The sequence below is a fragment of the Streptomyces sp. CB02056 genome (genome assembly GCF_001905545.1).
GTDB lineage: Bacteria > Actinomycetota > Actinomycetes > Streptomycetales > Streptomycetaceae > Kitasatospora.
Genome location: NZ_LIPD01000005.1, coordinates 423018 through 446131, shown reverse-complemented (window position 1 = coordinate 446131; position 23114 = coordinate 423018). Strand labels below are relative to the sequence as shown.

Annotated in this window: 17 protein-coding genes and 1 pseudogene; 9 read left to right on the top strand and 9 right to left on the bottom strand. The window is 74.3% G+C overall.

Features of this window, described 5'->3' with window-relative positions; genetic code table 11:
* Positions 1-73: 73 nt before the first annotated feature.
* Entirely contained in the window at positions 74-922 is an 849-nt protein-coding gene (locus AMK13_RS16940; RefSeq protein WP_074002903.1) for a DUF4389 domain-containing protein, read from the bottom strand.
* A gap of 148 nt (positions 923-1070) precedes the next feature.
* A complete protein-coding gene (locus AMK13_RS16935; RefSeq protein WP_074002902.1) occupies positions 1071-1640 on the bottom strand; it encodes a hypothetical protein in 570 nt (189 codons plus the stop codon).
* Positions 1641-2056: 416 nt separating this feature from the next.
* Between AMK13_RS16935 and AMK13_RS16930 the strand changes: the two genes are divergently transcribed.
* The gene (locus AMK13_RS16930; protein WP_074002901.1) at positions 2057-3412 is read left to right on the top strand and encodes a M14 family metallopeptidase; all 1356 of its coding nucleotides are present in this window, start codon (positions 2057-2059) and stop codon (positions 3410-3412) included.
* A gap of 156 nt (positions 3413-3568) precedes the next feature.
* Here AMK13_RS16930 and AMK13_RS16925 read toward each other — a convergent pair whose 3' ends face one another.
* On the bottom strand, positions 3569-4420 hold the full coding sequence (locus AMK13_RS16925; protein ID WP_074002900.1) for an alpha/beta fold hydrolase: 852 nt from the start codon (positions 4418-4420) through the stop codon (positions 3569-3571).
* A 378-nt stretch (positions 4421-4798) separates the two neighbouring features.
* Here AMK13_RS16925 and AMK13_RS45930 point away from each other — a divergent pair, with 378 nt between their 5' ends.
* Positions 4799-8623 (top strand): DEAD/DEAH box helicase, encoded by a 3825-nt coding sequence (locus tag AMK13_RS45930; protein ID WP_074002899.1) that lies wholly within the window; start codon positions 4799-4801, stop codon positions 8621-8623.
* Between the two features lie 82 nt (positions 8624-8705).
* On the opposite strand, the gene AMK13_RS16915 is transcribed toward AMK13_RS45930, so the two are convergent.
* From AMK13_RS16915 to AMK13_RS41880, 3 genes and pseudogenes are all read right to left on the bottom strand, one after another.
* Positions 8706-9077 carry a fic family toxin-antitoxin system, toxin component gene (locus tag AMK13_RS16915; protein ID WP_074002898.1) on the bottom strand — a complete coding sequence of 124 codons (372 nt, stop codon included), beginning with the start codon at positions 9075-9077 and terminating at the stop codon, positions 8706-8708.
* The gene (locus AMK13_RS16910) at positions 9074-9316 is read right to left on the bottom strand and encodes a plasmid mobilization protein (protein WP_143204553.1); all 243 of its coding nucleotides are present in this window, start codon (positions 9314-9316) and stop codon (positions 9074-9076) included. Before AMK13_RS16910 ends, AMK13_RS16915 begins: the two co-directional genes overlap by 4 nt.
* Positions 9317-9387: 71 nt before the next feature.
* Positions 9388-10260: pseudogene (locus tag AMK13_RS41880) on the bottom strand (glycosyltransferase family 2 protein).
* A gap of 312 nt (positions 10261-10572) precedes the next feature.
* On the opposite strand from AMK13_RS41880, the gene AMK13_RS16900 reads away from it, so the two are divergent.
* The 3 genes from AMK13_RS16900 to AMK13_RS45925 all read left to right on the top strand — a co-directional run bounded on the left by AMK13_RS16900 (position 10573) and on the right by AMK13_RS45925 (position 13405).
* Positions 10573-11328, top strand: a complete 756-nt coding sequence (locus AMK13_RS16900) for a ScbR family autoregulator-binding transcription factor (RefSeq protein ID WP_079272201.1) — start codon at positions 10573-10575, stop codon at positions 11326-11328.
* Between the two features lie 314 nt (positions 11329-11642).
* Positions 11643-12530, top strand: coding sequence for an AfsR/SARP family transcriptional regulator (locus tag AMK13_RS16895; protein ID WP_079272222.1), 888 nt, complete (start codon positions 11643-11645; stop codon positions 12528-12530).
* A 155-nt stretch (positions 12531-12685) separates the two neighbouring features.
* Entirely contained in the window at positions 12686-13405 is a 720-nt protein-coding gene (locus AMK13_RS45925) for a ScbR family autoregulator-binding transcription factor (protein ID WP_074002897.1), read from the top strand.
* A gap of 119 nt (positions 13406-13524) precedes the next feature.
* Here AMK13_RS45925 and AMK13_RS16885 read toward each other — a convergent pair whose 3' ends face one another.
* Positions 13525-16884 (bottom strand): DUF7507 domain-containing protein, encoded by a 3360-nt coding sequence (locus AMK13_RS16885; protein ID WP_143204552.1) that lies wholly within the window; start codon positions 16882-16884, stop codon positions 13525-13527.
* Positions 16885-17241: 357 nt separating this feature from the next.
* On the opposite strand from AMK13_RS16885, the gene AMK13_RS16880 reads away from it, so the two are divergent.
* Positions 17242-18033 carry a putative protein N(5)-glutamine methyltransferase gene (locus AMK13_RS16880; protein ID WP_074002895.1) on the top strand — a complete coding sequence of 264 codons (792 nt, stop codon included), beginning with the start codon at positions 17242-17244 and terminating at the stop codon, positions 18031-18033.
* Between the two features lie 153 nt (positions 18034-18186).
* Here AMK13_RS16880 and AMK13_RS16875 read toward each other — a convergent pair whose 3' ends face one another.
* Positions 18187-18615, bottom strand: a complete 429-nt coding sequence (locus tag AMK13_RS16875) for a PPOX class F420-dependent oxidoreductase (protein ID WP_049652970.1) — start codon at positions 18613-18615, stop codon at positions 18187-18189.
* Positions 18616-18829: 214 nt separating this feature from the next.
* Between AMK13_RS16875 and AMK13_RS16870 the strand changes: the two genes are divergently transcribed.
* Together AMK13_RS16870 and AMK13_RS16865 are read left to right on the top strand one after the other, a co-directional pair.
* On the top strand, positions 18830-19276 hold the full coding sequence (locus tag AMK13_RS16870; protein WP_074002894.1) for a hypothetical protein: 447 nt from the start codon (positions 18830-18832) through the stop codon (positions 19274-19276).
* An 83-nt stretch (positions 19277-19359) separates the two neighbouring features.
* On the top strand, positions 19360-19863 hold the full coding sequence (locus AMK13_RS16865; protein WP_074002893.1) for a DinB family protein: 504 nt from the start codon (positions 19360-19362) through the stop codon (positions 19861-19863).
* A 68-nt stretch (positions 19864-19931) separates the two neighbouring features.
* Here AMK13_RS16865 and AMK13_RS16860 read toward each other — a convergent pair whose 3' ends face one another.
* On the bottom strand, positions 19932-21320 hold the full coding sequence (locus AMK13_RS16860) for a pyridoxal phosphate-dependent decarboxylase family protein (RefSeq protein WP_074002892.1): 1389 nt from the start codon (positions 21318-21320) through the stop codon (positions 19932-19934).
* A gap of 435 nt (positions 21321-21755) precedes the next feature.
* Between AMK13_RS16860 and AMK13_RS16855 the strand changes: the two genes are divergently transcribed.
* Positions 21756-23114 carry a cytochrome P450 gene (locus tag AMK13_RS16855; RefSeq protein WP_079272199.1) on the top strand — a complete coding sequence of 453 codons (1359 nt, stop codon included), beginning with the start codon at positions 21756-21758 and terminating at the stop codon, positions 23112-23114.

The window sequence follows — 23114 nt, the reverse complement described above, 5'->3', positions numbered from 1 at the left end:
GCGCCGGTGCGTACGCGCCCCCGGATCGGGCGTGCCCGCGACCCGCTACCCGTCACCCGCTACCTGCTACCCGCTACGCCTCGCCGAGCGGCCCCCGAGGAGCACGGTCGGCGGGGCCCGGCACGAGGGGCGCGGTGACGCGCTGGGTCGGGGCGGTGCTGTCGTTGTCGTCGCTGTCGTCGTCGTCCGAGTTCACCGAGGCGGTGATCGAGCCCGTCAGCGAGGAGGCCAGCCCGAGGAGCAGGAAGAGGACGAGCAGGCCGCGCGCGGCACCGCCCAGGACCAGCGGGCGGGTGGCCGAGATCGGGCCCGCAGGCTCGCTGCCCGGCTCGTCGCCGAACAGGCGCTTGGGGTAGGCGGACGAGATCATCGTCAGATAGGCGGTGTAGCGCACCCGGTAGCGCAGGATCGCGGCCGTCGCCTCGTACAGCGGCTGTGGCATCCGGCCGAGGACCAGCACCACCAGCCAGAGGACGAACGACACCGTCCACCACCCCGCGTACACCAGGCCCTGCACGATCGAGGCCGGGATGACCAGGATGATGCGGAACAGCACGGCCAGCCGGTTCAGCTCGCCCGGCCGCAGCTCGACCTGCACCGGGTACTCGGGCACCTCGAACCGGAACGGCGGATAGCGGTCCACGGTGAGCATCAGGTACGCGGTGACGCGGGTGTCGTACGGGACGAACACGGTGAGGTAGTCCGCCACGAAGTCGGGCAGCCGGCCGAGCACCAGCGCGCCGAACCAGCCGACGACGGTGACGAAGAACGCCACCACCGACAGCACCCAGACCACCACGAACTGGGGGATCAGCAGCAGCGCGCGCAGCAGCACCGTCCAGCGGTTCTGCGGGGCGGGCGCCGGCATGTCCAGCACCGGGAGCCACTCACGGCTGACGGGGGCGGGAGGAGCCTGCCACATCCGGGCCTCCACGGTCTCGGGACGACGGGACCCGGCCGTCGGGCGGCGACCGGGTGCCCTCCGAAGATCGCAGCACCCCGCCCGCGGCGCGCGCCACGCTGCGCCGGACGGGGCAGCCGCAGGAGCGGCGGGGATGCTCCAGCGGCTGTCAGGCGAGCTTCGCGCAGAGCGGTTCGGCGGAGCCGTGCCTGAGGGTCAGCGTCTTGTAGCCGGTGGAGCTGATGTCGATGGTGTAGACGCCGTCGACGAGGTAGAGGTCGCGGGGCAGGTTGCCGCCGTTCGGGCCGACGCCGAGCAGGACCGGGCCGTGGGCGTGCCAGGTCTGGGACCTGTCGGCGCGGTAGTCGACGACGGCCCGGCCACCGGCGTCCGCGACGTACGAGGCGCCCGTCGTCGTGTTGGTGATCCGCAGGACGAGGGCGCCCCGGAAGGCGGCGCGCCGCACGGTGGTGCCGTCGGGGGCGTACTCCAGCACCCGCCGCTGCCCCTCGTCGACGACGGGCTCCAGGTGCACGGGGAAGTCGCAGCGGGAGCCGGCCGGGAGGTCGGAGGCCGGCGTGGGCCACGCCTCCCACCCGCCCTGACCGGCGACGGCCCCGGGCGCGTCGGAGGAAGCGGCGGAGGCGGGCGGGACGGTAGCGGCGCCGGCCGGAGCGGCCGCCAGACCCGTGACGGCGGCCAGCGCCGTGGCCGCGGCAGTGAGCAGGATTCGTCGCATGATCGGTCCTCCTGGCGAGGTGTCGGACGTGCGGGGGCCCAGCCTGGCAGGCGCCCCCGACCGGATTCTCACCACGATCCCCGGGCCGCCGCCGCCCGAAGCCTCCCGCTGGGCGATCCGTGTCCCGAGCCAGTGCTCGCTCTCCGGTTGTTCACCCGTGGGGCAGGAGGGACGGCGTCAGGTCCATCGGTAAGCGTTTGACGACCTCCTCCTGGACGCGAGCGGCCGGCGGCGCCGGTGCGGGTTGGCGACCTGTGGGGTCCGTCGGGCCTTCTGGTTCGCCCGTGCCGGCCGTCGCCGGATCGCGGGCTTTCCGATGTCTTGACGAACCCATGACACTGGCGGACCATCAAGCTGGCGCGCGCCGAACCTCCTCCACCGTTCCGCCCCACACGGACCCCCACAGGAGGACAGTCATGCGACTGCCCCGCCGAGGGAAGCCCGCCGCGGCCACCGCCGTCCTGCTGGCCCTCGCCCTCGCCACCCCGATCACCGCCAGTGCCGCCGACGCCGGCACCCCCGCCCCGTTCACCGTCGGTGCCGCCGACAACGACGGCGCGCGGCAGTACCGGCTCGACGGCCCCCGCACCGTTGCCGAGCGCACCGCCGTCGCCGCGACCGGTGCCTCCGTCGACGCCGTCCTGCCCGACGCGGTGGTGGTCACCGCCACCCCCGCCGAGGCCGCCCGGCTGCGGACGCTCGGCTGGTCGCCCGTCGCGCTGCCCGGCCCCCGCTACGGCGACGGAGGCGGCGCGGGCCTGGCCGGGCCGGAGTACGACTTCCCGCCGGCCGACTCCGGCTACCACAACTACGCCGAGGCCACCGCCGACATCGACGCCGTCGTCGCCGCGCACCCGGACATCATGAGCAAGCGCGTCATCGGCACCTCCTACGAGGGCCGACCGATCGTCGCGGTGAAGATCAGCGACAACGTCGGCACCGACGAGGACGAGCCCGAGGTGCTGTTCACCGCCCACCAGCACGCCCGCGAGCACCTCACCGTCGAGATGGCGCTCTACCTGCTGCACGAGTTCGGCGACAAGTACGCCACCGACAGCCGCATCGCCAACGCCGTCAACAGCCGCGAGATCTGGGTGATCCCCGACCTCAACCCGGACGGCGGCGAGTACGACATCGCCACCGGCCGCTACCGCAGCTGGCGCAAGGACCGCCAGCCGAACTCCGGCAGCAACAGCGTCGGCACCGACCTCAACCGCAACTGGAACTACAAGTGGGGCTGCTGCGGCGGCTCCTCCGGCTCCACCTCCAACGAGACCTACCGGGGCAGCGCCCCGGAGTCCGCCAAGGAGACCAAGGTGGTCGCCGACTTCGTCCGCAGCCGGGTCGTCGGCGGCAAGCAGCAGATCACCGCCGCCATCGACTTCCACACCTACAGCGAACTGGTGCTCTGGCCGTTCGGCTGGACCACCGCCGAGACCGTCCCCGGCATGACCGCCGACGAGTACAACACCTTCGCCGCCATCGGCCGGGACATGGCCGGCACCAACGGCTACACGCCCGAGCAGTCCAGCGAGCTCTACATCACCGACGGCGCGATCGACGACTGGCTGTGGGGCGCCCAGCGGGTCTTCGCCTACACCTTCGAGATGTACCCCGGCCCGAACGGCAGCAGCGGCTTCTACCCGCCCGACGAGGTCATCGGCCGCGAGACCGCCCGCAACCGCGAAGCGGTCCTGCGTCTGGTGGAGACGGCCGACTGCGTCTACCGCGCGATCGGCAAGCAGCAGCAGTACTGCGGCGTCTCCGCCTGAGCAGCCGCCCTCGGCACGCGAGCTCCGGGTGCCACCGCCCGGCGCCGGCTGCGGGACCACCCCGCAGTCGGCGCCGGGCCGGCCATCTCCGTGAGGGAGCACACCGGTTGACCGATGACCCGGTGGCTGCATGACGCTTCCCCTCGCGGAACAGGCTCAGCCCCAGAACTCCCGCAGGGCGGCGTTGACGGCGGCTGGCTCCTGGGTGTGCGGGTAGTAGCCGGGCACCCGCAGGAGGCGGCCGTCGAGGGAGTCCGTGAGGGACTCGGCCACGGCCATGAGGGGGAGCCCCACGTGCTCGCGGTACGCGGCCGGCGCGTGCTCCCACGTTCCGCAGATCACCAGGACCGGCAGGGCGGCTCGCCGGATCGGCTCCAGCGGGATCCGCGCCTCCCAGACGGGCCGTTCCCCCATGGAGGTGGCGACGGCACGGAGCCGGCGCGGTGTGGGCTCGGGCATGGCCATCCCCAGGCCCTCGGTGGACGCCCGCAGGTACTGCTCCGGCGTGACGTCGTCCGGGATGCCCGGGGCGCCGTCGCGCACCCGGCCGAGGAGTTCGGCGACGACCGGGTGGTGCGCGGCGGCGGTGAAGGCGGAGGGCTGGACGAGGGTGAGGGAGCGGACCAGGTCGGGTCGGCGCGCGGCGGCGATGAGCGCGGCGACGGCGCCGTTGCCGTGCCCCACGAGGTGGGCGCCGCCGAACCCCGCGGCGGAGGCCCCGTCGCCGAGCAGCCCCTCGATGTCCTGGGCGTCGACGTCGAAGTCGCCGCGCGCGGTGTCCGGGCTGTCGCCGTAGCCCCGGCGGTCCATCAGGAGGAGCCGCCGGCTGTCCGCGAGGGGCCGCTGCCCGGCGAACCCGTACGCGGGGTCGCTGCCCCAGGTGAAGATGTTGTGGACGAAGAGGGCGGGGACGGCCGTCGGGGCCGCCGGGGCCTCCGAAGCTGTCGGGGCCCGGCCTCCGCCGACCCGGTCGCGGTCATCCCAGACGGTCACGTGCACGGCTGCCATGGGGCATCCTCCCGAAGCCGAGGAACGTCAACTCCCGTGAGCCTAGACCTCGATCCACTGTTGACGCCTGTGCCGGGGTGCCACGGGGCAGCGTGCCGTGCGGCGCGGGGAGGCGTGCGCGTGCGGTGGGCACTCGGCCAACCCGCCCGGCGTCCGGTAGATTCTGCGCCCGGTTGATCGGCACACGAAGTGGCCGGGTGCCGTGGGTTCGACGCAGGGGGGCGACGGGTGCGGAGCGGGGACGGGCGCGTGGGGGGTCTGCTGGAGTGCTGGCGGGCCGTTGAGTTGTTCAGTCCGCCGCCGATTCCGGAGGTGCCGCGGAAGCGTCGGGCGGGTCGCCCTCGGGCGTCGGACGCGGTCGTCGTCGATGTGACGCCGGTGGCCGGGCAGGCGGCGGTGCTGTTGCCGTGGGCGCCGGAGCACCCGGAGACGGCGGCGCGGCGGGCGCCGCGGGGGATGGTGTGGCGGCACGAGGTGTACGGCGGGGTGTACGACCTGGAGCTGCTGCGCCAGGCGATGATCGCCGTGCTGCCGGAGGGGACCGACCCCGATCCGGGGGTGCCGGACGAGGAGTTGGTGCTGTCGGGGCGGAGCGCGATGTTCGCGCTGGTCCTGGACGAGCACGGGCGGCCGGTCGAGGACACCTCGGTGGTCTCCGCGTGCGGCTGGGCGGCGGGTCGGCTGTTCGACCCGGGGCCGTCGGTGGCCGGGTGGCTGGACGGGTTCGAGGAGTTGGGGGAGGCGTTCGAGGTCGCGGTGGGGCGGCTGACCGCCACGCCGATTCCGTACGCGCCGGGGCCCTCGCCGCTGCCGAACCCGGTGACGGTGGGGGAGGAGGCCGTCCGCGGCTGGCGGCAACTGATCGCGGAGATCCTGGGCGGCGCGGCGGTGGCGGCGGTCGGTGCGCTGTTCGGCGAGGTCGCCGGGGCGGCGGTGCGCGGGGCGACGGAGCCGCTGGTGCGGCGCGTCGCGGACTGGTCGGCGGCCCGTCGTCCGGACGAGGAGAGCGCGACGGGGGAGCCCGCGCCCGTGCTGCCGGAGCCGCCCGCTGACGAAGTGGCGCAGGATACTGGCCCGCGCCCGGTCGGGCTCGCCGACCTGGTCGCCCTGACCGCCCAGATCGCCCACCTCTGCGGTGTCGAGGAGCACCTGGACCCGCGGGTGATCCGGGTCCGCAGCCGGCTGGTCCACCGCCCGCGCGACCCGAAGGCCAAGCCCGCCGCCGCGCAGCCGTTCCTCAACAGCCTGCTGCCGCCCGACCTGGCCCGGGTCCGCGCCGCGCTCGACGACGGCCTCGGCCCCGCGCTGGAGGCCTACCTGACCGGCCGCCGGGACATCCCGGTCGGCGCCCGCACCGATCTGCGCGAGGACCGGCTCACCGTCCTCGACGGCGTCCACCCGGCCCTCGTCCCCGCCGGGCGCTGGCCCGCCAAGGCGCGGTACCCGCTCGCGCTGAGCCAGCAGTTCGCGGTCGACCGCATGCTCGCCGACCGCACCGCCGCGGACGCCGACGCCGGCGGCCTGTTCTCCGTCAACGGCCCGCCCGGCACCGGCAAGACCACCATGCTGCGCGACCTCGTCGCCGCCCTCGTGGTCGAACGCGCCGCCGTGATGGCCGGCTACCGGCGGCCCGAGGAGGCGCTCGTCGGCCGCCCCTGGCGGGGCAAGGACCGCCAGGGCGTCCACGCGCGCTTCGTCTCCGCCCTCGACCCGCGGCTCACCGGCCGCGAGATCGTGGTGACCTCCTCGAACAACGGCGCCGTGGAGAACATCACCGCCGAACTGCCCGGCGCCGACGCCTTGGACGAGCACTGGCACGACGGCCCCGACCACTTCTCCGACCTCGCCTCCGCCCTGCTCGGCGGCGCCCCCGCCTGGGGGCTGGTCGCCGCCGTGCTCGGCAACAAGTCCAACCGGACGAGGTTCACCGAGCGCTTCTGGTGGGGCCGGCTGCCCGAGGACGAGACCGCCGCCCGCGACGCCGCCGGGCTCCCGCCGCTGCGCGGCATGAACGCCGTCCTCGGTGACTGGGTCCCGCCCAGCACGCCCAGACCGGCCCGCACCACGAGCGACCGTCGCGCCGCCCCGGGCACCGGTACGGCCGAGGCCACGACCGCACCCGCCGCCACACCCACCGTCCCCGCCACGCCCGCCGCCCCCGCCCAGCCCGTCCCCTCCTGGCCCGAGGCCGTCGCCGCCTTCAAGGCCGCCCAGGCCGAGGTCGAGCGCCTGCGCGCCGAACGCGTCCACCTCGCCGCCGCCCTGGCGGAGGCGGCCTCGGGCGAGGCCCAGCACCGCCTCGACGCCCTGCGCGCCGCCATCGCCCGCGCCGACGACCGCGCGGCGGCCGCCGAGGCCCGTCAGGCCGCCGCCGTCACGGCCGGCGAGACGGCCCGCACCGCCACCCGTGCCGCCGAGGCCGCCCACCGGACCGCGGTCGAGCACGTCCCCCGGGCCCGCGAGGCCCTCGCCGACGCCCGGGCCGCGCTGGCCGCCGCCCGCGAACACGCCGACGGGCACCGCCGGCAGGTCGACGTGCTGACGGCCCTGCACGACGAGCCGCCCGGCGCCCAGCCGGGCCTGCGCGCCGGGCTGCGCCGGCTGCTCCGGAGCGGCGCCGAACGCGAGGCCGCCGAGCAGCACCGCGAACAGAGCCGGGGCGAACTCCTCGCCCAACTCGTCCAGCAGCGCACCGTGTTGGAGGCCGCCCACGCCCACATCGCCCGCTGCGCCCAGGCGGAGGACGCCGCGGCCGGCCTGGACACCCGCTCCACCTCGGCCGTCATGGAGGCCGAGGCGGCCGCCGGCCGCGCCCGCGCCCAGGAGGCCGCCGCCCGAGCCGCGGAGTCCACGGCCCGTACGGACGCCGAGCGGGCCCGGCAGGAGGCGTGGGCCGCCCGGCGCGAACTGGAGGACGCCACCGCCGAACTCGGCGCCGCCCACCAGGCTCTGCGCGCGGCCGCCGCCGACCTCCCGTCCCTGCCCCTCGACTGGCCGCGGCTCCCCGACCACGAGCAGGAACTCGGCGCCCCCTGGGCCGACGAGGCCTGGAGCACCGCCCGCAGCGACCTGTTCCTGCGCGCCCTCGACCTGCACCGCGCCCTCGTCGCCAACACCGCGAAGCGGATCCGCGGCAACCTCCAGGTCCTGGTGGAGCTCATGGCCGGCAACAGCGGGCCCGTCCCCGAGGAGCAGGTCCTGCACGCCTGGCAGACCCTCTTCCTCCTCGTCCCCGTCGTCTCCACCACCTTCTCCTCCATCGGCAGCATGTTCGCCCGCCTCGGCCAGGGCTCCATCGGCTGGATCCTCGTCGACGAGGCCGGCCAGGCCACCCCGCAGGCCGCCGTCGGCGCCCTCTGGCGGGCCCGCCGCGCCGTCCTCGTCGGCGACCCGCTCCAGCTCGAACCCGTCGTCACCATGCCGACCGCCCTGCAGCGCCGACTCCTGCTCGCGTACGGGGTCGACGAGGAATGGCTGCCCTCGGCGACCTCCGCCCAGGCCGTCGCCGACCGCGTCAACCGCTACGGCACCTACCTGCCCGCGCCCACCGGCGCGGAGGAGGACACCGTCTGGGTCGGCTCACCGCTGCGCGTCCACCGCCGCTGCGAGGAGCCCATGTTCACCGTCAGCAACGAGGTCGCGTACGGCGGCCTCATGGTCCACGGCACCCACCCCCAGCCCTTCCCCGACCCCGACCACGACGGCCTCCTCCCCAGCCGCTGGCTCGACACCCCCGACCCCGACCGCCCCGCCGACGCCCCCTGGGGCGAGCGCGACCGCCGCGCCCTCACCTTCCTCCTGGGCCGCCTCGACCACCACGGCGTCACCGTGGAACGCCTGCGGATCATCGCCCCCTTCCGCGCCCTCGTCGCCGAGGCCCGCGAAACCTGCCGCACGCTCCCCGGCTGGACGGCCGAACTGCTCGACGAGCGCTGCGCCACCGTCCACAAGGCCCAGGGCAAGGAGGCCGACGTCGTGATCCTGCTCCTCGGCGCCGGCCGCCCCGGCGCCCGCGCCTGGGCCGCCGGCACCCCGCACCTCCTGAACGTCGCCGCCAGCCGCGCCAAACGCCGCCTCTACGTCATCGGCGACCGCGCCCTGTGGGCCCCGCTGCTCCACTTCGACGTCCTGGCCGCCGAAGTCCCCGCCTACGACCACGTCCACGACCGCGCCACCTGGCCCCTCGACGGCCCCGCCGGCTGACCCCGGCAGCTGCGGGGAGGAGACGGACGTGCGGGCGCGCGAGAAGTCGGATCGGCCGACTTCTCGCGCTGCCCCGGAACGCTCAGCGGTACCAGGTACGGATCGCGGCCGCGGTCTCCCGGACGTCGGCGTCGCCGGCCCGGATCCGGGCGGCCAGCTCGACGGCCTGCTTGGGCTCGGCGGTGACGATGACCCCGGAGGCGCTGAGGTAGGAGGCGGCGACCACGGCGGCGAAGTGCTCGTTGGCGGAGTCCAGCGCCGGGACGCGGATCAGCTGGTGCATCAGGGCTGCCGCGCGCTGGTGCGCGGCCCCGTACACCGGTACCTCCATGACGGTGTCGGCGTGCCGGGCGACGGCGGCGGCGAGGGTGCCGTAGTCGGTGACGTCCGGGTCGCTCGGCAGGAACTGGTGGGCGATGTCGAGCAGCCAGGCCCGGTCGATCCGGAGGATCACGCGGCGTCCGCCTCGGCGGCGCGGGTGCTCAGGGGATAAGGCCCGAACTCCTCCTCGAAGGCGGGCCCCCAGGTCTGGGCGAAGTGCGCCGCGGCGGTCAGGAACCGTTCCCTCCGCTCGTCCGCCTCCTCGGCCAGCACCTTGCGCGCGTAGTCCGGCAGGCTCATCCCGGCGGCCTCCGCGCGCTGCTCCAGGGCCTCGTGCACGGTGTCGTCCAGTCGGACGTTCAACTGCTTCATACCGGCGAGCGTAGCGACTGGTAGGGGGTGCTACAAGAGCAGGGCCCACAGCGGGCCCCCGCGCCCGGGTGTCAGAACACCGGGGGCCGCCCCAGTCGGGTCATCCGCCAGACCGTGGCCCAGCGCATCGGGCGGCGGGGTGGGCACGGGGTGCGGACGCCCTCCAGGAAGCCGGAGTACCAGGCGCGCAGTCCGGCGGCGGGTGGGTGGCGGGAGAGGGTGTACACCGACCGGGAGGCGAGGTACGGCGGGACCAGGACGGCGGGCAGTCGGCGTTTGGTCGGCCAGACGCGGTTGCGGGCCGTCAGCCGGTAGTAGGCGGCGTGCCGGGCGGGCTCGGTCCGGGGGTGCTGGAGCAGGAGGTCGGCCCGGTAGCGGATCGACCAGCCGGCGTCGAGGACGCGCCAGGCGAAGTCCGTCTCCTCGTGGGCCTAGAAGAACCGCGAGGGGAAGCCGCCGACCCGGTCGATGGCGCTCATCCGGATCGCGTGGCCGCCGCCCAGGAAGGTGGTCACCTCGCCGGAGCGCAGGGCACCGGAGGAGCCCGGGCGCGGGACGTGGCGGCGCTGGGTGTGCCCCGTCCCGTCGGCGACCCGGAAGCCGACGACGCCGAGGAGCCGCTCCCGCTCGAAGGCCTCCCGGACGAGCCGGAAGGTGTCGGTGCGGGGGAGCAGGCCGTCGTCGTCCAGGTTCACCACCACGTCCACGCCGCCGAGTTCGCGCAGTCGCCGGGCGCCGAGGTTGCGGCCGCCGGGGATGCCGAGGTTCTCCGGCAGTTCCACCGCGTCGACCCAGTCCGGGAGCGGCGGCAGCCGCACGCCCTGCCCGATCACCACGACCCGGGCGGCCTCGCCCTCCTGGGCTGCCACCGAGTCGAGGAGCGCGCCCAGCTCCCGGGGCCGGTCGCCCATCGTCAGTACCACCACGCCCAGCCTGAGGCCCATCCGCACCCGCTTCCGTCGAGGAATCCCGCAGATCCGGTGCAACGACCGGCCCGGGTCGGAGGTCACGTACGGATGGGAGCGAATGTTGGTACGAAGGCGAACGCCTGGAAGAAACCGTTCGTTCGGTATTTTGGGTGCGGGAGGCGGTGCGCCGGAGGTCGATCCACCGGGGCGGTGGGGCCTGACGGGGTGTGGGGAGGGGGAGTGGTTGGCGGGATTCCTCGGCATCGTCTTGTCGGTCGTGGGTGGGGCGAAGCTAAGATACGGGGTGTTTGGTTTTGTTTTCCGGGAGCTCAGGGCGGGGTGGTTTCGGTGGTACGGCAGGAACGGGCGCTCCGGACACGTCGGCTGATCCTGGAGGCGGCGGCCTCGGTCTTCGACGAGTTCGGGTACGAGGGCGCGACCATCGGCGAGGTGGTCTCCCGGGCCGGTGTGACGCGCGGTGCGGTGTATTTCCATTTCGCCTCGAAGCGCGATCTGGCGCAGGGCGTGGTGGAGGAGCAGTTCGTCCAGGACGGAGTTCCCGAACGGAGCTGCAAGCTCCAGGAGTTCGTGGACACCGGGATGGTGGTGGCGTACCTGATGCCGCGCGACCCGCTGCTCAGCGCGGGTGCCCGGCTGTCGCTCGGGCAGGACCTCTTCGACGATCTGGGCGGCGGCGCCATCCCCGGCTGGATCACCCGGTTCGAGACGCTGCTGGTCGCGGCCGGCGAGCGCGGCGAGCTGCTCCCGCACGTCGTGCCGGCGGACACCGCGTGGCTGCTCGTCGCCGCGTGGACGGGGGTGCAGATCCAGTCCCAGAAGCTCTGCGGCCGGGCCGACCTGGAGCTGCGGGTGTCCGCGCTGTACCAGCACCTGATGCCGAGCATCGCGGTGCCGGGCGTGCTCGGCTCGCTGCAGATGGGGCCGAACCGCGGTGCCCAGGTGGTGGCCGAGGCGGCGGCGGCCCGTGCGGCGGCGGAGGGCGACTCGAAGGGCGACTCGGAGGGCGGAGACCTCGACGGCGGTCCGGATGGTGCGGGCGGCGCCGTGCGCGCCGAGGTGCAGACGGAGGTCGGGGTGGGCTGACGGCGGCTCACCGCCCGACCCACCTGCGGGAATCCGGGTGGGCGAGGGCGGCGGGGGCGGGCGAATCGGCGGCGACGGGACCACGGGGGTCCGGCGCCGCCTTTGGTTTGCCCGGGCCCGGTCACGCGGCGCGGCGGTGGCACTGCCGAGGGTGGCGGGCCGCAACGTCCGCGCAAAACAAACAGCACGTTCGGTTTTGTATTGACAAACCGCGCGTCCTGTTTTTGACTGGTAGCAGTTGACCCAGGGTGTCGACCCGGGTGCCGGCCGTGGCCGTGGAGGCTGCGGCGTTCCGTGTGATTGGGGTGGTCATCGTGGAAATTCGGGTGCTCGGGGCGCTGGACGTCCGGGTGTGCGGGATATCGGTGGTGCCGTCGGCGCCGAAGCCGCGGCAGGTGCTGGGACTGCTGGCGCTGCGGGCGGACCAGGTGGTGTCGGCCGGGGTGCTGGCCGACGAGCTGTGGTCCGGCCGTCCGCCGCGCAGCGCACGCACCACCGTGCAGACGTACGTGCTCCAGCTGCGCGACCTCATCGACCGGGCGCTCGCGACGGCCGGTACGGCGCGGGGGGTGTCCTGCGCCAAGGACGTCCTGGTGACCTCGCCGGGCGGCTACATGCTCAACAGCGGCGGCGGACTGACGGACCTCCGGGAGTTCGAGCGCCTGGCCGGCACCGGCTACCGGGCGATGGACGCCGAGGACTACCCGGGGGCGGCCCGGCTGCTCGGCGAGGCGCTCGCGCTGTGGCGCGGGCCGGCCTTCGCGGACGTCCCGGTCGGCGGCCAACTCGCCGTCGAGGTCAGGCGGTTGGAGGAGACCCGGCTCTGCGCGCTGGACCAGCGGATCGAGGCCGACCTGCGCCTCGGCCGGCACCGCGTACTGCTCGCCGAACTCACCGTCCTGGTCGACCGCTACCGCACCCACGAGAGCCTGCACGGCCAGTACATGGTCGCGCTGCACCGCTCCGGCCGCCGGGGCGAGGCGTTGGAGGCGTACCAGCGCCTGCGGAACACCCTGGTGCGGGAGTTGGGCATGGAGCCCTCGGTCGGATTGCGGCGGCTCCAGCGCTCCATCCTGCTCGCCGGTCCCGAGCGTGTGTCCGAGCGCGGGTCGGAGCGTGCGGCGGATCGCGAGCCCGCCGGTGTGGCCGTCGGTGCGGCCGCCGGGCCGGAGGCGGCGGCCCGGTTCAGCCGGGCCGGCTGAACCGGCCGGTTGTCCGGGTCGTGGGCCGGGCCGTCCCGGTCGGTGTCGCATCGGCGGCACCGGCCGCGGACGGCCGTCGGAGGCCGGGGCGTCCGTCGTGGGGCGGCCGCGGTCTGGTCGGAACCTGCTTGTCGTTGTGAGGGGTTGTGGGACGGGTGGTCCAGGAGAGGTCGGAACGGACGCGCGGGCGGCTGGTGGAGGCGGGGGCGGCACTGTTCGACCGCCGCGGCTACGCCGGTGCCACCCTCGGCGAGATCGCCGCGGCCGCCGGGGTGACGAAGGGGGCGCTGTACTTCCACTTCGCCTCCAAGGAGGAGCTGGCCAGAGCGGTGTCCGTGCAGGCCGAACGCTCGCTGCGGTCGGCCTGCGTGGAGCTGCGCGCCGCGTCGTCCCCGCTCCAGGGGCTGATCGACGCGGGCTACTGGCTGGTCGAGGCCCTCGGGACGGACCCGGTGATCCGGGCGGCCTTCCGCCTGGGCCGGGAGGACGGCGGCTGGCAGGTTGCGCCGACCACGGCTGCGCCCGCCACGGTTGCGCCCGTACCCGCGACGACCAGGCCCGCCGCGGCCGACCCCGGGCAGCAGGCCTTCGCCGACATCCGCGGCTTCCACAGCGTCTGGGCCGGCGTCGTCCGCGACCTGCTGGCCGGCGCCCGCCGCGCGGGCGAGCTGCGCGACCGCTCGGGCGGCCTCGGCCCGGAGACCCTGGTGGTGGCCGCCGCCTGCGGCCTGGAGGTGGTGTTCGCCGACGGCTGCCCCGCCGGGGAGCGCGCCCGCCGGGTCGGCGCTCTCTGGGACTGGCTGCTGCCCTGCCTGGTGCCCCCGGGCCGGGGCGGCGGCTACCGCACCAGGCCGCCGGCCCCGCAGCCCGCCTGAACCCGGTCCGATCAGGGTGGCAGCCCCGGTCCGGACACGGAACCGCCCTCGGTGCCCGCAGGCACCGAGGGCGGTCCGTCGACCGGTGGACGGCGGGGATCAGGCGGTGATCGGGGCTGCTATGCCACGAACCGACCGGCGGCCGCGCGCCGCCGGGCCCGGTAGAACAGCGCCCCACCGAGGGTCACCAGCCCGCCCCCGGCCAGGCCGAGGACGGCGACCGGCGCTCCGGCCTGGGGCAGCTCGCCGCCGGGGCCGCCCTTCTGCGGCGGAATCGGATGGTGGCCCGGACGGCTCGGGCAGCCCTTGCCCCCGCCGCCCTTGTGGTCGTGCCCCTTCGGCGGGCAGGGCGCGACGGAGATGCAGAGCTCGACCGGCGGGCTCTGTACGGTCTGCCCCTGCGGGTCGCGGGCGGAGGCCTGGGCGGTGTTGGTGACGCTGCCCGCCTGCGCGTCCGCCTCCGTCACCGTGTACGTGCCGTGGCAGGTGGTGCTCTGCCCCGGGTCGAGGGTGGTCTGCTCGCAGGTCACCTGCCGGACGCGGTCGTCGCCGACGGTGAGGCCGGTCAGCGTGGTGCTCCCGGTGTTGGTGACGGTGTACGTGTAGGTGACGGTGTCGCCCGGGTACACCGTCCCGGCGGCGTCGGACCGCTTGGTGACGGCCAGCGAGGAGGTGGCGGTACCGACCGTCACCGTGGCCTGGACCGGCGCGCTCTGTACGGGCCGGCCCTGGGGGTCGGTGCCGTCGGCGTGGGCGGTGTTGGTGACGTGCCCCGCCTGGGCGTCGGCCGCCGTCACGGTGTACGTCCCGTGGCAGGTGGTGTTCTGGCCGGAGGCGAGGGTGGTCTGGTCGCAGGTGACGGACGAGACGTGGTCGTCGCTGACGGTGATGCTGTTGATCACCGTCATCCCGGAGTTGGTCACCGTGTAGGTGTAGTGCACCGTGTCACCGACCTGGAACGGGCCCGCGCTGTCGGCCTGCTTGGCGATGATGAGCGCGGACACCGGGGTGACGACGTCGACGGTGGCCTCGACGGGCGGGCTCTGCACGGGCTGGCCCTGGGGGTCGGTGCCGTTGGCGTGCGCCGTGTTGGTGATGTGCCCGGCCTGGGCGTCGGCCGCCGTCACGGTGTACGTCCCGTGGCAGGTGGTGTTCTGGCCGGGCTCCAGGGTCGTCCGGTCGCAGCTCACGGACGAGACGTGGTCGTCGGCCACGGTCAGGTCGTCGATCACCGTCGTCCCGGAGTTGGTCACCGTGTAGGTGTACGCGACGGTGTCGCCGACGTGGAACGGCCCGGCGCTGTCGGCCCGCTTCGTCAGGTCGAGCTTCGGGACGCCCGCCACCGGCAGCGTCACCTGGGCGATCGGGCTCTGCACCAGCTCGCCCAGCGGCCCGGTGCTGTCCGCCTGGGCCGTGTTGGTGACGTGGCCGAGCTGCTCGTCGGCGGCGGTCACCGTGTAGGTGCCGTGGCAGGTGGCGGCCTGCCCCGCGAGCAGGGTGGTGTGGTCGCAGGTCACGTTCTGGACGTGGTCGTCGGCCACGCTCACGTCGGTCAGCGTGGTCGTGCCGGTGTTGGTCACCGTGTAGGTGTAGGTGACGGTGTCCCCGGCGTGGACCGGACCAGGGGTGCCGGCCTGCTTCGTCAGGGAGATCGAGGACGGGCCGATCACCGTGACGGTGGCCTGGGCCTCCGCGGTGACCGGCCGGCCGTCCGAGGTCCCGTTGGCCGTGGCGTGGTTGAGGACCTTCCCGTCCTGGGCGTCGGCCGCCGTCACGACGTAGCTGCCGTGGCAGACCGTGCTGTCCCCGGGGCTGCCGGCCGGTGCCAGGACGGTGGAGTCGCAGGTGATCCCGGTGGCCTTGTCGTCCGTCACCGAGAGCGCCGTCACCGGGCTGCCGCCGGTGTTGGTGACCACGTAGCTGTACGGCACGGTGTCGCCGACGTGGAACGGCTCGGGCGCGTCGACGTGCTTGGTCAGCGTGATGCCCGGCGGCGCCACCACCGGCAGGGTGACCGTGTCGGGCGGCGACGTGACCGGGCCGACGTCGGTGGTTCCGGTGGCCTGGGCGGTGTTGGTCACGTGGCCCTGGGCGGCGTCCGCGGCGGTGACCAGGTACGTCGCCGTACACGTCACCGTCTCACCGGGCGCCAGGGTGCTCACCGGGCAGGTGACCGGCCCGACCGTCGGGTCGTTGACGGCCAGGTTGGTGATCGGCACGTTCCCCGAGTTGGTGACCACGAAGTCGTACGGGATCGGGGTGCCCACCGTCAGCAGCCCGGGCAGCGGCTCGTGCGGCTGCTTGACCAGGTTCAGCTCGGGCAGCGGCTGGTCGGTGTAGATCACCACGTTGCGGATCAGGTGGACGTCGGTGAACAGGCCGGTGGAGCCGGCGAAGCCGAACTTGTAGGTCGAGGGCACCGGTTCCGGTGCGGGGGTCTGGAGCACCTGGTGCGAGCCGGTGCCGTCGTTGAAGTCGACGGAGACCGTCAGCACCGGGGAGGGCGCCGGCGTCAGGTGCACGTTCACCCGGCGGCGCGAGGGCTCCAGCAGGGTCTGGGCCTCAGCTGGGGTCACCCCGGCCGGCAGCGTGGTGAGCGGGCCCTGGAGCTTGCCGGGCAGGGTGGAGGGCCACGGGCCGTTGGTGGTGAAGTTGCCGGTCGTCGCGGTGAGGAAGCAGTAGCCGGTGGTGCCGTCGCCGGGGCCGCGGACGGTGACCATGTTGGCGCCGGGCGCGGGCACGCGGAAGGACGTACCGGCGGGGGAGCGCTGGGAGCATCCGTTGCCGCGCTGCTCCCAGTCGCCGAAGTAGTTGCCGAGCACGTCGAGCCCGACGCCGAGGTAGCCGCGGTCGACGCCGGACAGGAAGCCGAGGTTCGGGTTGTCGTCGGGCAGCTTCTGGGCGTAGCCGAGGCTGCCGCCGAACGCGCCGGGGTGGGTGAGCGAGACGTCGCCGTTCACCAGGAAGAACGAGATGCCGTCGGCCGGGGTGTTCGGCGTGGTGCTGCCGTACTGCCACTGGTCGAAGGTCACGTCCAGGCCGTTGCCGGCGGGCAGGGCCTGGTCGAAGAGCACCGCGCCGCTCTGGTCGTTGCCGGAGTCGGTGATCCGCAGGTAGCCGAGCGGCGCGGAGTCCAGCGGCGGCACCGGGCCGGTCTCGGCGGCGGGGCAGCCGCCGAGCGGGTGGTCGCCCGGCCCGGGCTGGGCGGGGGCCGCGCCGGTGAGGCAGGCGGAGCCGACGGCGATGAAGCGCGAGTCGGTGGTGGCACCGGTGAAGGCCTCCTGGAGCAGGGGGGTGCCGGTGGCCCGGACCCGCTCCGGCAGCGGCGCGGCGGGGTGGTGCGCGGGCGTGACGGCCTGGGCGAGTGGGGCGAGCGGGGCGGCGAGGCCTGCGCCGAGCAAACCCAGCGTGGCCGCGGCGCTGATGAAGCGGGCCGTTCGGGCGCGAAGCCGTGACGCTCCGCGGGATTGTCTCGTCATAGCGTCACTATGGGTGGCCATCGCGATCCGCTACAAGCTGTGTACTGTCAGTGGAGCTATCGAATAGCTCGGATGAACGAGCGTGAGGCACGGCGCGCGCCAGGGCGGGTTCGGCGGGGCCGGTGGACATTGTTCGACCGTTCCCGACTGACGGTGCGGTAGGGTGGCCGACGCCGAGTATGACCGCGACTCAGGGAGGTGAGCCCCATTTACGGAATGTCCGAGCGGGTGCTCCCGGAGCGCGGCCGCGTGGGCGCCTCGCGCGCATAGCGCGAACGGCGCGCCGATGCGGTGTCGGCCCCCGCGGGAGCCCTGACGGAGTCGTCAGCTCTCCCGTCTTCCCCCAAGGGGTTTCTCTTGTCGGTCTTCTCCTCCGCCTCCCTCCGTTCCTCGGTGGTCTCCCGGCTGCGCGCCGCCGGGTGCGTGTTCGCCGAGGACGAGGCGCGGATCCTGCTCTCCGCCGCCGCCTCGCCCGCCGACCTGGCCGCCATGGTCCGCCTCCGTGCCGACGGGCGGCCGCTCGAACACGTCGTCGGCTGGGCCGAGTTCGCCGGTCTGCGGATCGCCGTCGACCCGGGCGTCTTCGTCCCGCGCCGCCGCAGCGAGTTCCTGGCCGCCGCCGCCACCGCGCTGACCGCCCCGGGTGCGGTGGTGCTCGACCTGTGCTGCGGCAGCGGCGCGCTGGGCGCCGCCGTGGCGGCCGCGGCCGCGCACCCGGTCGAGCTGTACGCGGCGGACATCGACCCGGGCGCGGTCCGCTGCGCCCGCCGCAACCTGGCCGGCGTCGCGGCGCGGGTCTTCGAGGGCGACCTGTTCGCCGCCGTCCCGGTGGAACTGCGCGGCCGGGTGGACGTGCTGATCGCCAACGTCCCGTACGTCCCGACCGGCGACCTCGGCCTGCTGCCGCCCGAGGCGCGGCTGCACGAGGCGCGGCCGGCGCTGGACGGCGGGGCGGACGGGCTGGACGTGCTGCGGCGGGTGGCCGCCGAGGCGCCGCGGTGGCTGGCGCCCGGCGGGTCGCTGCTGTTCGAGACCAGCGAGCGGCAGGTGTCGGCGGCCCTCGCGGTGACCGGGGCGGCCGGGCTGGCGGCCGTGGAGAGCCGGCAGGAGGACCTGGACGCCACCGTGGTCACGGCGACGCTGCGCTGACCGGCGGCGTCGGTCCGAGGCGCTGACCGGGTGCGTTGACCCGAAGCGCTGACCGGGTGCGTCGACTCGCTGCGCTGAACTCCCCGGCTCCAGAAGGGGTTTGCGGCCCGGCCACCGTTCCCCCGTGACGGTGGCCGGGCCGGGCGGGGCCGGTCAGATGCGGGTGCCGTACACGTGGTCGACCGGGATGGTGAGGAGCACCCGGCGGTCGGCGACCATGGTCTCGCGGTACTCCGTCCAGTCCGGGTGCTCGCCGGCGGCGCGTCGGTAGTAGTCCACCAGCGCCTCCACCTCCGGCCCCTCGGGGTCGGTGCCCGGCCCGGTCAGGGTGGCCACGCCCTCGGCGGTGGTCCAGGAGCGGCCGTCCGGCCCGGTCACCTCCAGGCTGACGCGCGGGTCCCGGCGCAGGTTGGCGGTCTTGGCCAGCCCGTCCCGGGTGGAGACCAGGATGGCGTTCGCCTCCCGGTCGTAGAACGGCATGACGGGGGAGAGCTGCGGCCGGCCGTCCGCCTTGATGGTGGCGAGGATGCCGAGGCGGCTCTGCGCGAGCAGCTCGTACGGGTCGAAAGGAGTGGCGGTCATGGGAGCATCATCGGCCTTCACACCGGTGTGAGGGCAAGGTCCGCCACGCGTGTTGGGCGAGGAGGCCGCGCATGGTGGCACGGGCCGGCGGGTCGGTACGGGATGTTCGGAAATCGGCCGTGGTGTCCGGTGCGAGCCGATAAGGTCGGTGGCGAGAACGGTGACGGTGTGTCAGTGTGCGTGCACCGTCCGAGCCGAGGGGAAACGCCGCACGATGGCACGCGTACGCAAGCAGGTGGAACTGCTGGAGTTCGCCGACGACCTCCACACCGACGACGTCTCCCCGCTGCGGGCCTTCCTGGCCGCCCGCATGAGTGAGCTGGTCGAGGCCCAACCCGAGGGCACCAGCGCCCGGTTGGCCGCCGCGCGACTGGCGGAGGTCACCGCCAGCGACTGCATCTTCCTCTCGGACGTCCTGGTGGCCTGGGAGGAGGTGGTCCTGGAGGGCCGCAAGGACGAGCCCGGCTGGACGCAGCGGATGCGCCAGGACGCCATGCTGTGGTGGAGGCGGCTGTGCGTGACGGCGGAGATGTTCGGCGACCACCCCGACCACCGCTCCCGCTGGCGCCCGCTGCGGTACATGAACCTCGCGCACGCGGAGCTCATCGCGGAGCTCACCGACGAGGCGGGCGGCGTGTACGGGGACGGGGCGCACCCGTGAGCCCGGACGGCTGGGGGCAGTGGCCGTAGGGCTGTCCCGCCACCCTCGCGGTTGTGTCGGTGGCGGCTGGTACGGTCCCGCGCATGAGCAATCGTGTGCCCTTCACGGGTGGGGAGAAGGAAAGCCTCCGGGCGGCGCTGGACCGGCACCGCGAGGCCGTGCTGTGGAAGCTGGAGGGGCTGGACGACGAGCAGCTGCGTCGTCCGATGACGCCCTCCGGGACCAACCTGCTGGGGATGGTGAAGCACCTCGGCGGTGCCGAACTCGGCTGGTTCCGGGGGACGTTCGGCCGGGAGATGGGCCCGCTGCCGTTCGACATCGAGGCCGATGACGACTCCGACATGCGGGTGGATCCCGGCGAGTCGACGGCGGACGTCCTGGCGTTCTACGCCCGGGCCAGGGCCGACGCCGACGAGACGATCGGGGAGCTCGCGCTGGACGACCTCGGCACCTCCTGGTTCGGCAACTCCGTCTCGTTGCGCTGGGTGCTGATCCATATGACCACGGAGACGGCGCGGCACGCCGGGCACATGGACATCCTGCGCGAGCTGATCGACGGCGGGACGGGGGACCACAAGCGGAGCTGAGGCCGACCCGGAGCCGGTACCGGCCGGAACTGACACTGGCCGGTGCCGGCTCCGACCGGTGCGTCCGCTCAGGCCGTCAGCTTCCGGACGGCCCGGTCCAGCGCCTCCGCCGTCCGCCGGACGTCCGCCCCGGTGGTGCGCCAGTTGCTGAACGCCGCGCGCAGGGCGGGCCGTCCGGCGTAGCGGGTGGGCGTCAGGAAGGCCTCGTCGGCCAGCTCGGCGGCGAGCGCGGCCAGCCGCTCCGGGGTCGGGTCCGCCGTCAGCGAGAAGCAGACGACGTTCAGCCGGACCGGGGCGAGCAGCTCCAGCCCGTCGATCCGCGCCACCTCCGCGCCGAGCGCCCGGGCGCCGGCGACGCAGCGCTCCACGATCTCCCGGTGCCCGGCGCGGCCGTACGCCCGCAGGGTGAACCAGGCGGCGAGGGCGCGCAGCCGGTGGGAGTTCTCCGGCGTGAGGTGGACGAGGTCCGGGTGCTCGCTCAGCGGGCCGAGGTAGGCGGCGGCGTTCTGGAAGACCCGGGCCTGGAGGTCCGGGCGGCGGGTGAACTGCACGGCGCTGTCGTACGGCACGTTGAGCCACTTGTGCAGGTCGACGCAGACCGAGTCGGCGAGGTCCAGCCCCGCGACCAGCTCCGCGTGCTCCGGGGACAGCGCGGCGAAGGCGCCGAACGCGGCGTCCACGTGCAGCCAGAACCCGTACCGTTCGCGCAGCGCGGCGATCGCGCGCAGGTCGTCGAAGTCGACGGTGTTGACCGTCCCGGCGTTGGCCACCACCACGCACGGCCCCGGGGCCTCCGCCAGCGCCCGCTCCAGCGCGGCCACGTCCACCGCCTCCCGTCCCGGCAGGACGGGCACCGTCCGCAGCGCCGTACGGCCCAGGCCGAGCACCGACAGCGCCTTGGCGACACTGGAGTGCGCACTGCCCGACAGCACCCGGACCGGCCCCAGCGCGCCGACCCCGTCCTCGGCGACGTCCACACCGAGCCGCTCGCCCAGCCACTCGCGGGCGATCGCCAGCCCCACCGTGTTCGACATCGTCGCGCCGCTCACGAAGGTGCCGCGGTGCGCCGCCGAGAGCCCGAACAGCTCGCCCAGCCAGCCGACCGTCTCCCGCTCCAGCTGCTGACCGGCCGGGTCCAGCGAGGAGTTGGAGTTCTGGTCCACGGCCGAGGTCAGCCAGTCGCCCGCGAGCGCCGCCGGCGTCGCCCCGCCGGTCACGAACCCGAAGTAGCGCGGCCCGGCGCTCGCCGAAAGCCGGGGCTCCCAGCGCTCCGTGAACTCCGTGAGCGCGGCGTGCGCCCCGCCGCCCTCCTCGGTGAGCGGGGCGACGGCGGGCGGCCCGGCCCGCTCGACCACGGGCCGTTCGTCGAGGCCCGCCAGGAAGGCGAGCGCGCGCTGCCGGGTCTCCTCCAGGATCTCGGGCAACCGGCCGAGGTCGGCGGCGAGTTCGGGGTGCATGGGGGCTCTCCGTTGATCGACTGTGCGGTGCGGCCGAGGCTAGCCGCCGGGGCGGACGGCGTCCCGGTCCAATCCGGTCCGGGTGGCCTGGAACGCGGCTTCGGGGAACATCGGTACAGCGGTGGCCGATGGAGGTCAGGCCGGAGCGCGGGTCCACGCGGGCGTCGGAGGGCCTGCGCTGGATGACGGCCCAGCGCATCGAGGTCTCCGGCGGCGCCCTCCTCTGAGCGACCGGGTGGTGTTCCCCGGGGCCGGAATGCGCGGGCGGTGGGGGAATTCACGCCGTGCGGCTCAAAATCACCCCGGTGGTGCAATTCCAGCCGATCCCTTGACCTCTCCCGATCCGTCGGACGATGATCACCGTGCACCGCGAGCGAATGAACGTTCCAATACCGGGCTGATTTCCGGTCCGAGACTTCAGGGAGGTGCGGGGCCGTGCGTTCCATCAGCGCTTCCACGACGGCGCCCGTGGCACGGGGGTGGGTTCCACTGCTCGGCCACCTGCCGCAACTCGCCGTCAAACGGGTGGAGTTCCTCCAGTCGATCCGGGCGCAGGGCGGCATCGTCAGGATATTCCTGGGCAATCGGCCGGTGTTCGTCCTGAACTCGCCCGAGGCCGTCCACGAGGTTCTCCTGACGCAGAGCCGGAAGTTCGGCAAAGGCCTGCTGTTCGACGTCGCACGGCCTTTCATTGGCAACGGCATCATCACCTCCGAGCACGACGTCCACCTCCGTCAACGGCGCGCGCTCCAGCCCGCGTTCCGCCGGGACACCATCGCCGGCGGCGTCGCCACGATGACCGGCATCGCCGAGGAACAGGTGTCCTCCTGGCGCCCCGGCGAGGTGATCGCCATGGACGTGGTGCTGCGGCGGACGGTCACGGCCATGCTCGTGGCCACCCTGTTCAGCACCGAACGCCCGGACGGCGCCCGGGCCGTCGCCGAACTGGGGGAGCGCGTCGCCGAGCACCTGAACACGGTGATGCGCGGGGTCCTCGTCGGCACCCTGCTGCCCGCTCCCCTCGCCTCCTCACCCGCACTGGGGCACCGCCGGTACCTGGCCGCGGCCACGGCGCTGCGCGAACTCGCGGACGCCGCCGTCCGGCAGGCCCGCCAGGACCCGGCCGACCGCGGCGACCTGCTGTCGATCATGTTCACCGCTACCCCGGGCAATCCGCGGGGGATGACCGACGTGGAGGCCCGCGACGAGCTGCTGTCCCTGCTCATGGCCGGTGCCGAGACCACGGCCACCACCCTGGCCTGGGCGCTCCACGAGATCGGACGGCGTCCCGAACTCACCGAGCGGATCAAGGCCGAGTGCGACGCCCTGCCCGCCGACGTCCCGCCCGGCGCGGCGACGCTCCCGTTCACCGAGCGGTTCCTCCGCGAGGTGCTCCGGCTGCACCAGCCCAGCTGGCTGCTGATGCGGCGCGCCCTGGGGCCCGTGCGGGTCTGCGGGGTCGACCTCCCGCAGGGGGCCGAGCTGATCTACAGCGCGCTGACGATGCACCGGGACCCGGCCCACTACCCGGACCCGCTGCGGTTCCACCCGGACCGGTGGCTCGACCGCCCCGAGAAGGACCTGCCGCCGGGCGCCTACGTCCCGTTCGCCCTGGGCAACCGGAGGTGCATCGGGGACCACTTCGCGATGACCGAGATGCTGGTCGTCCTGCGCGCGATCGTCTCCCGGTGGCGGCCGCGACCGGTGGCGGGCCATCAGGTCCGGCCGGTGGCCCACGCGCTGATCCGGCCCAACGCGCTGCCCATGCGCGTCTCACCCTGGCCGGGCGACTGA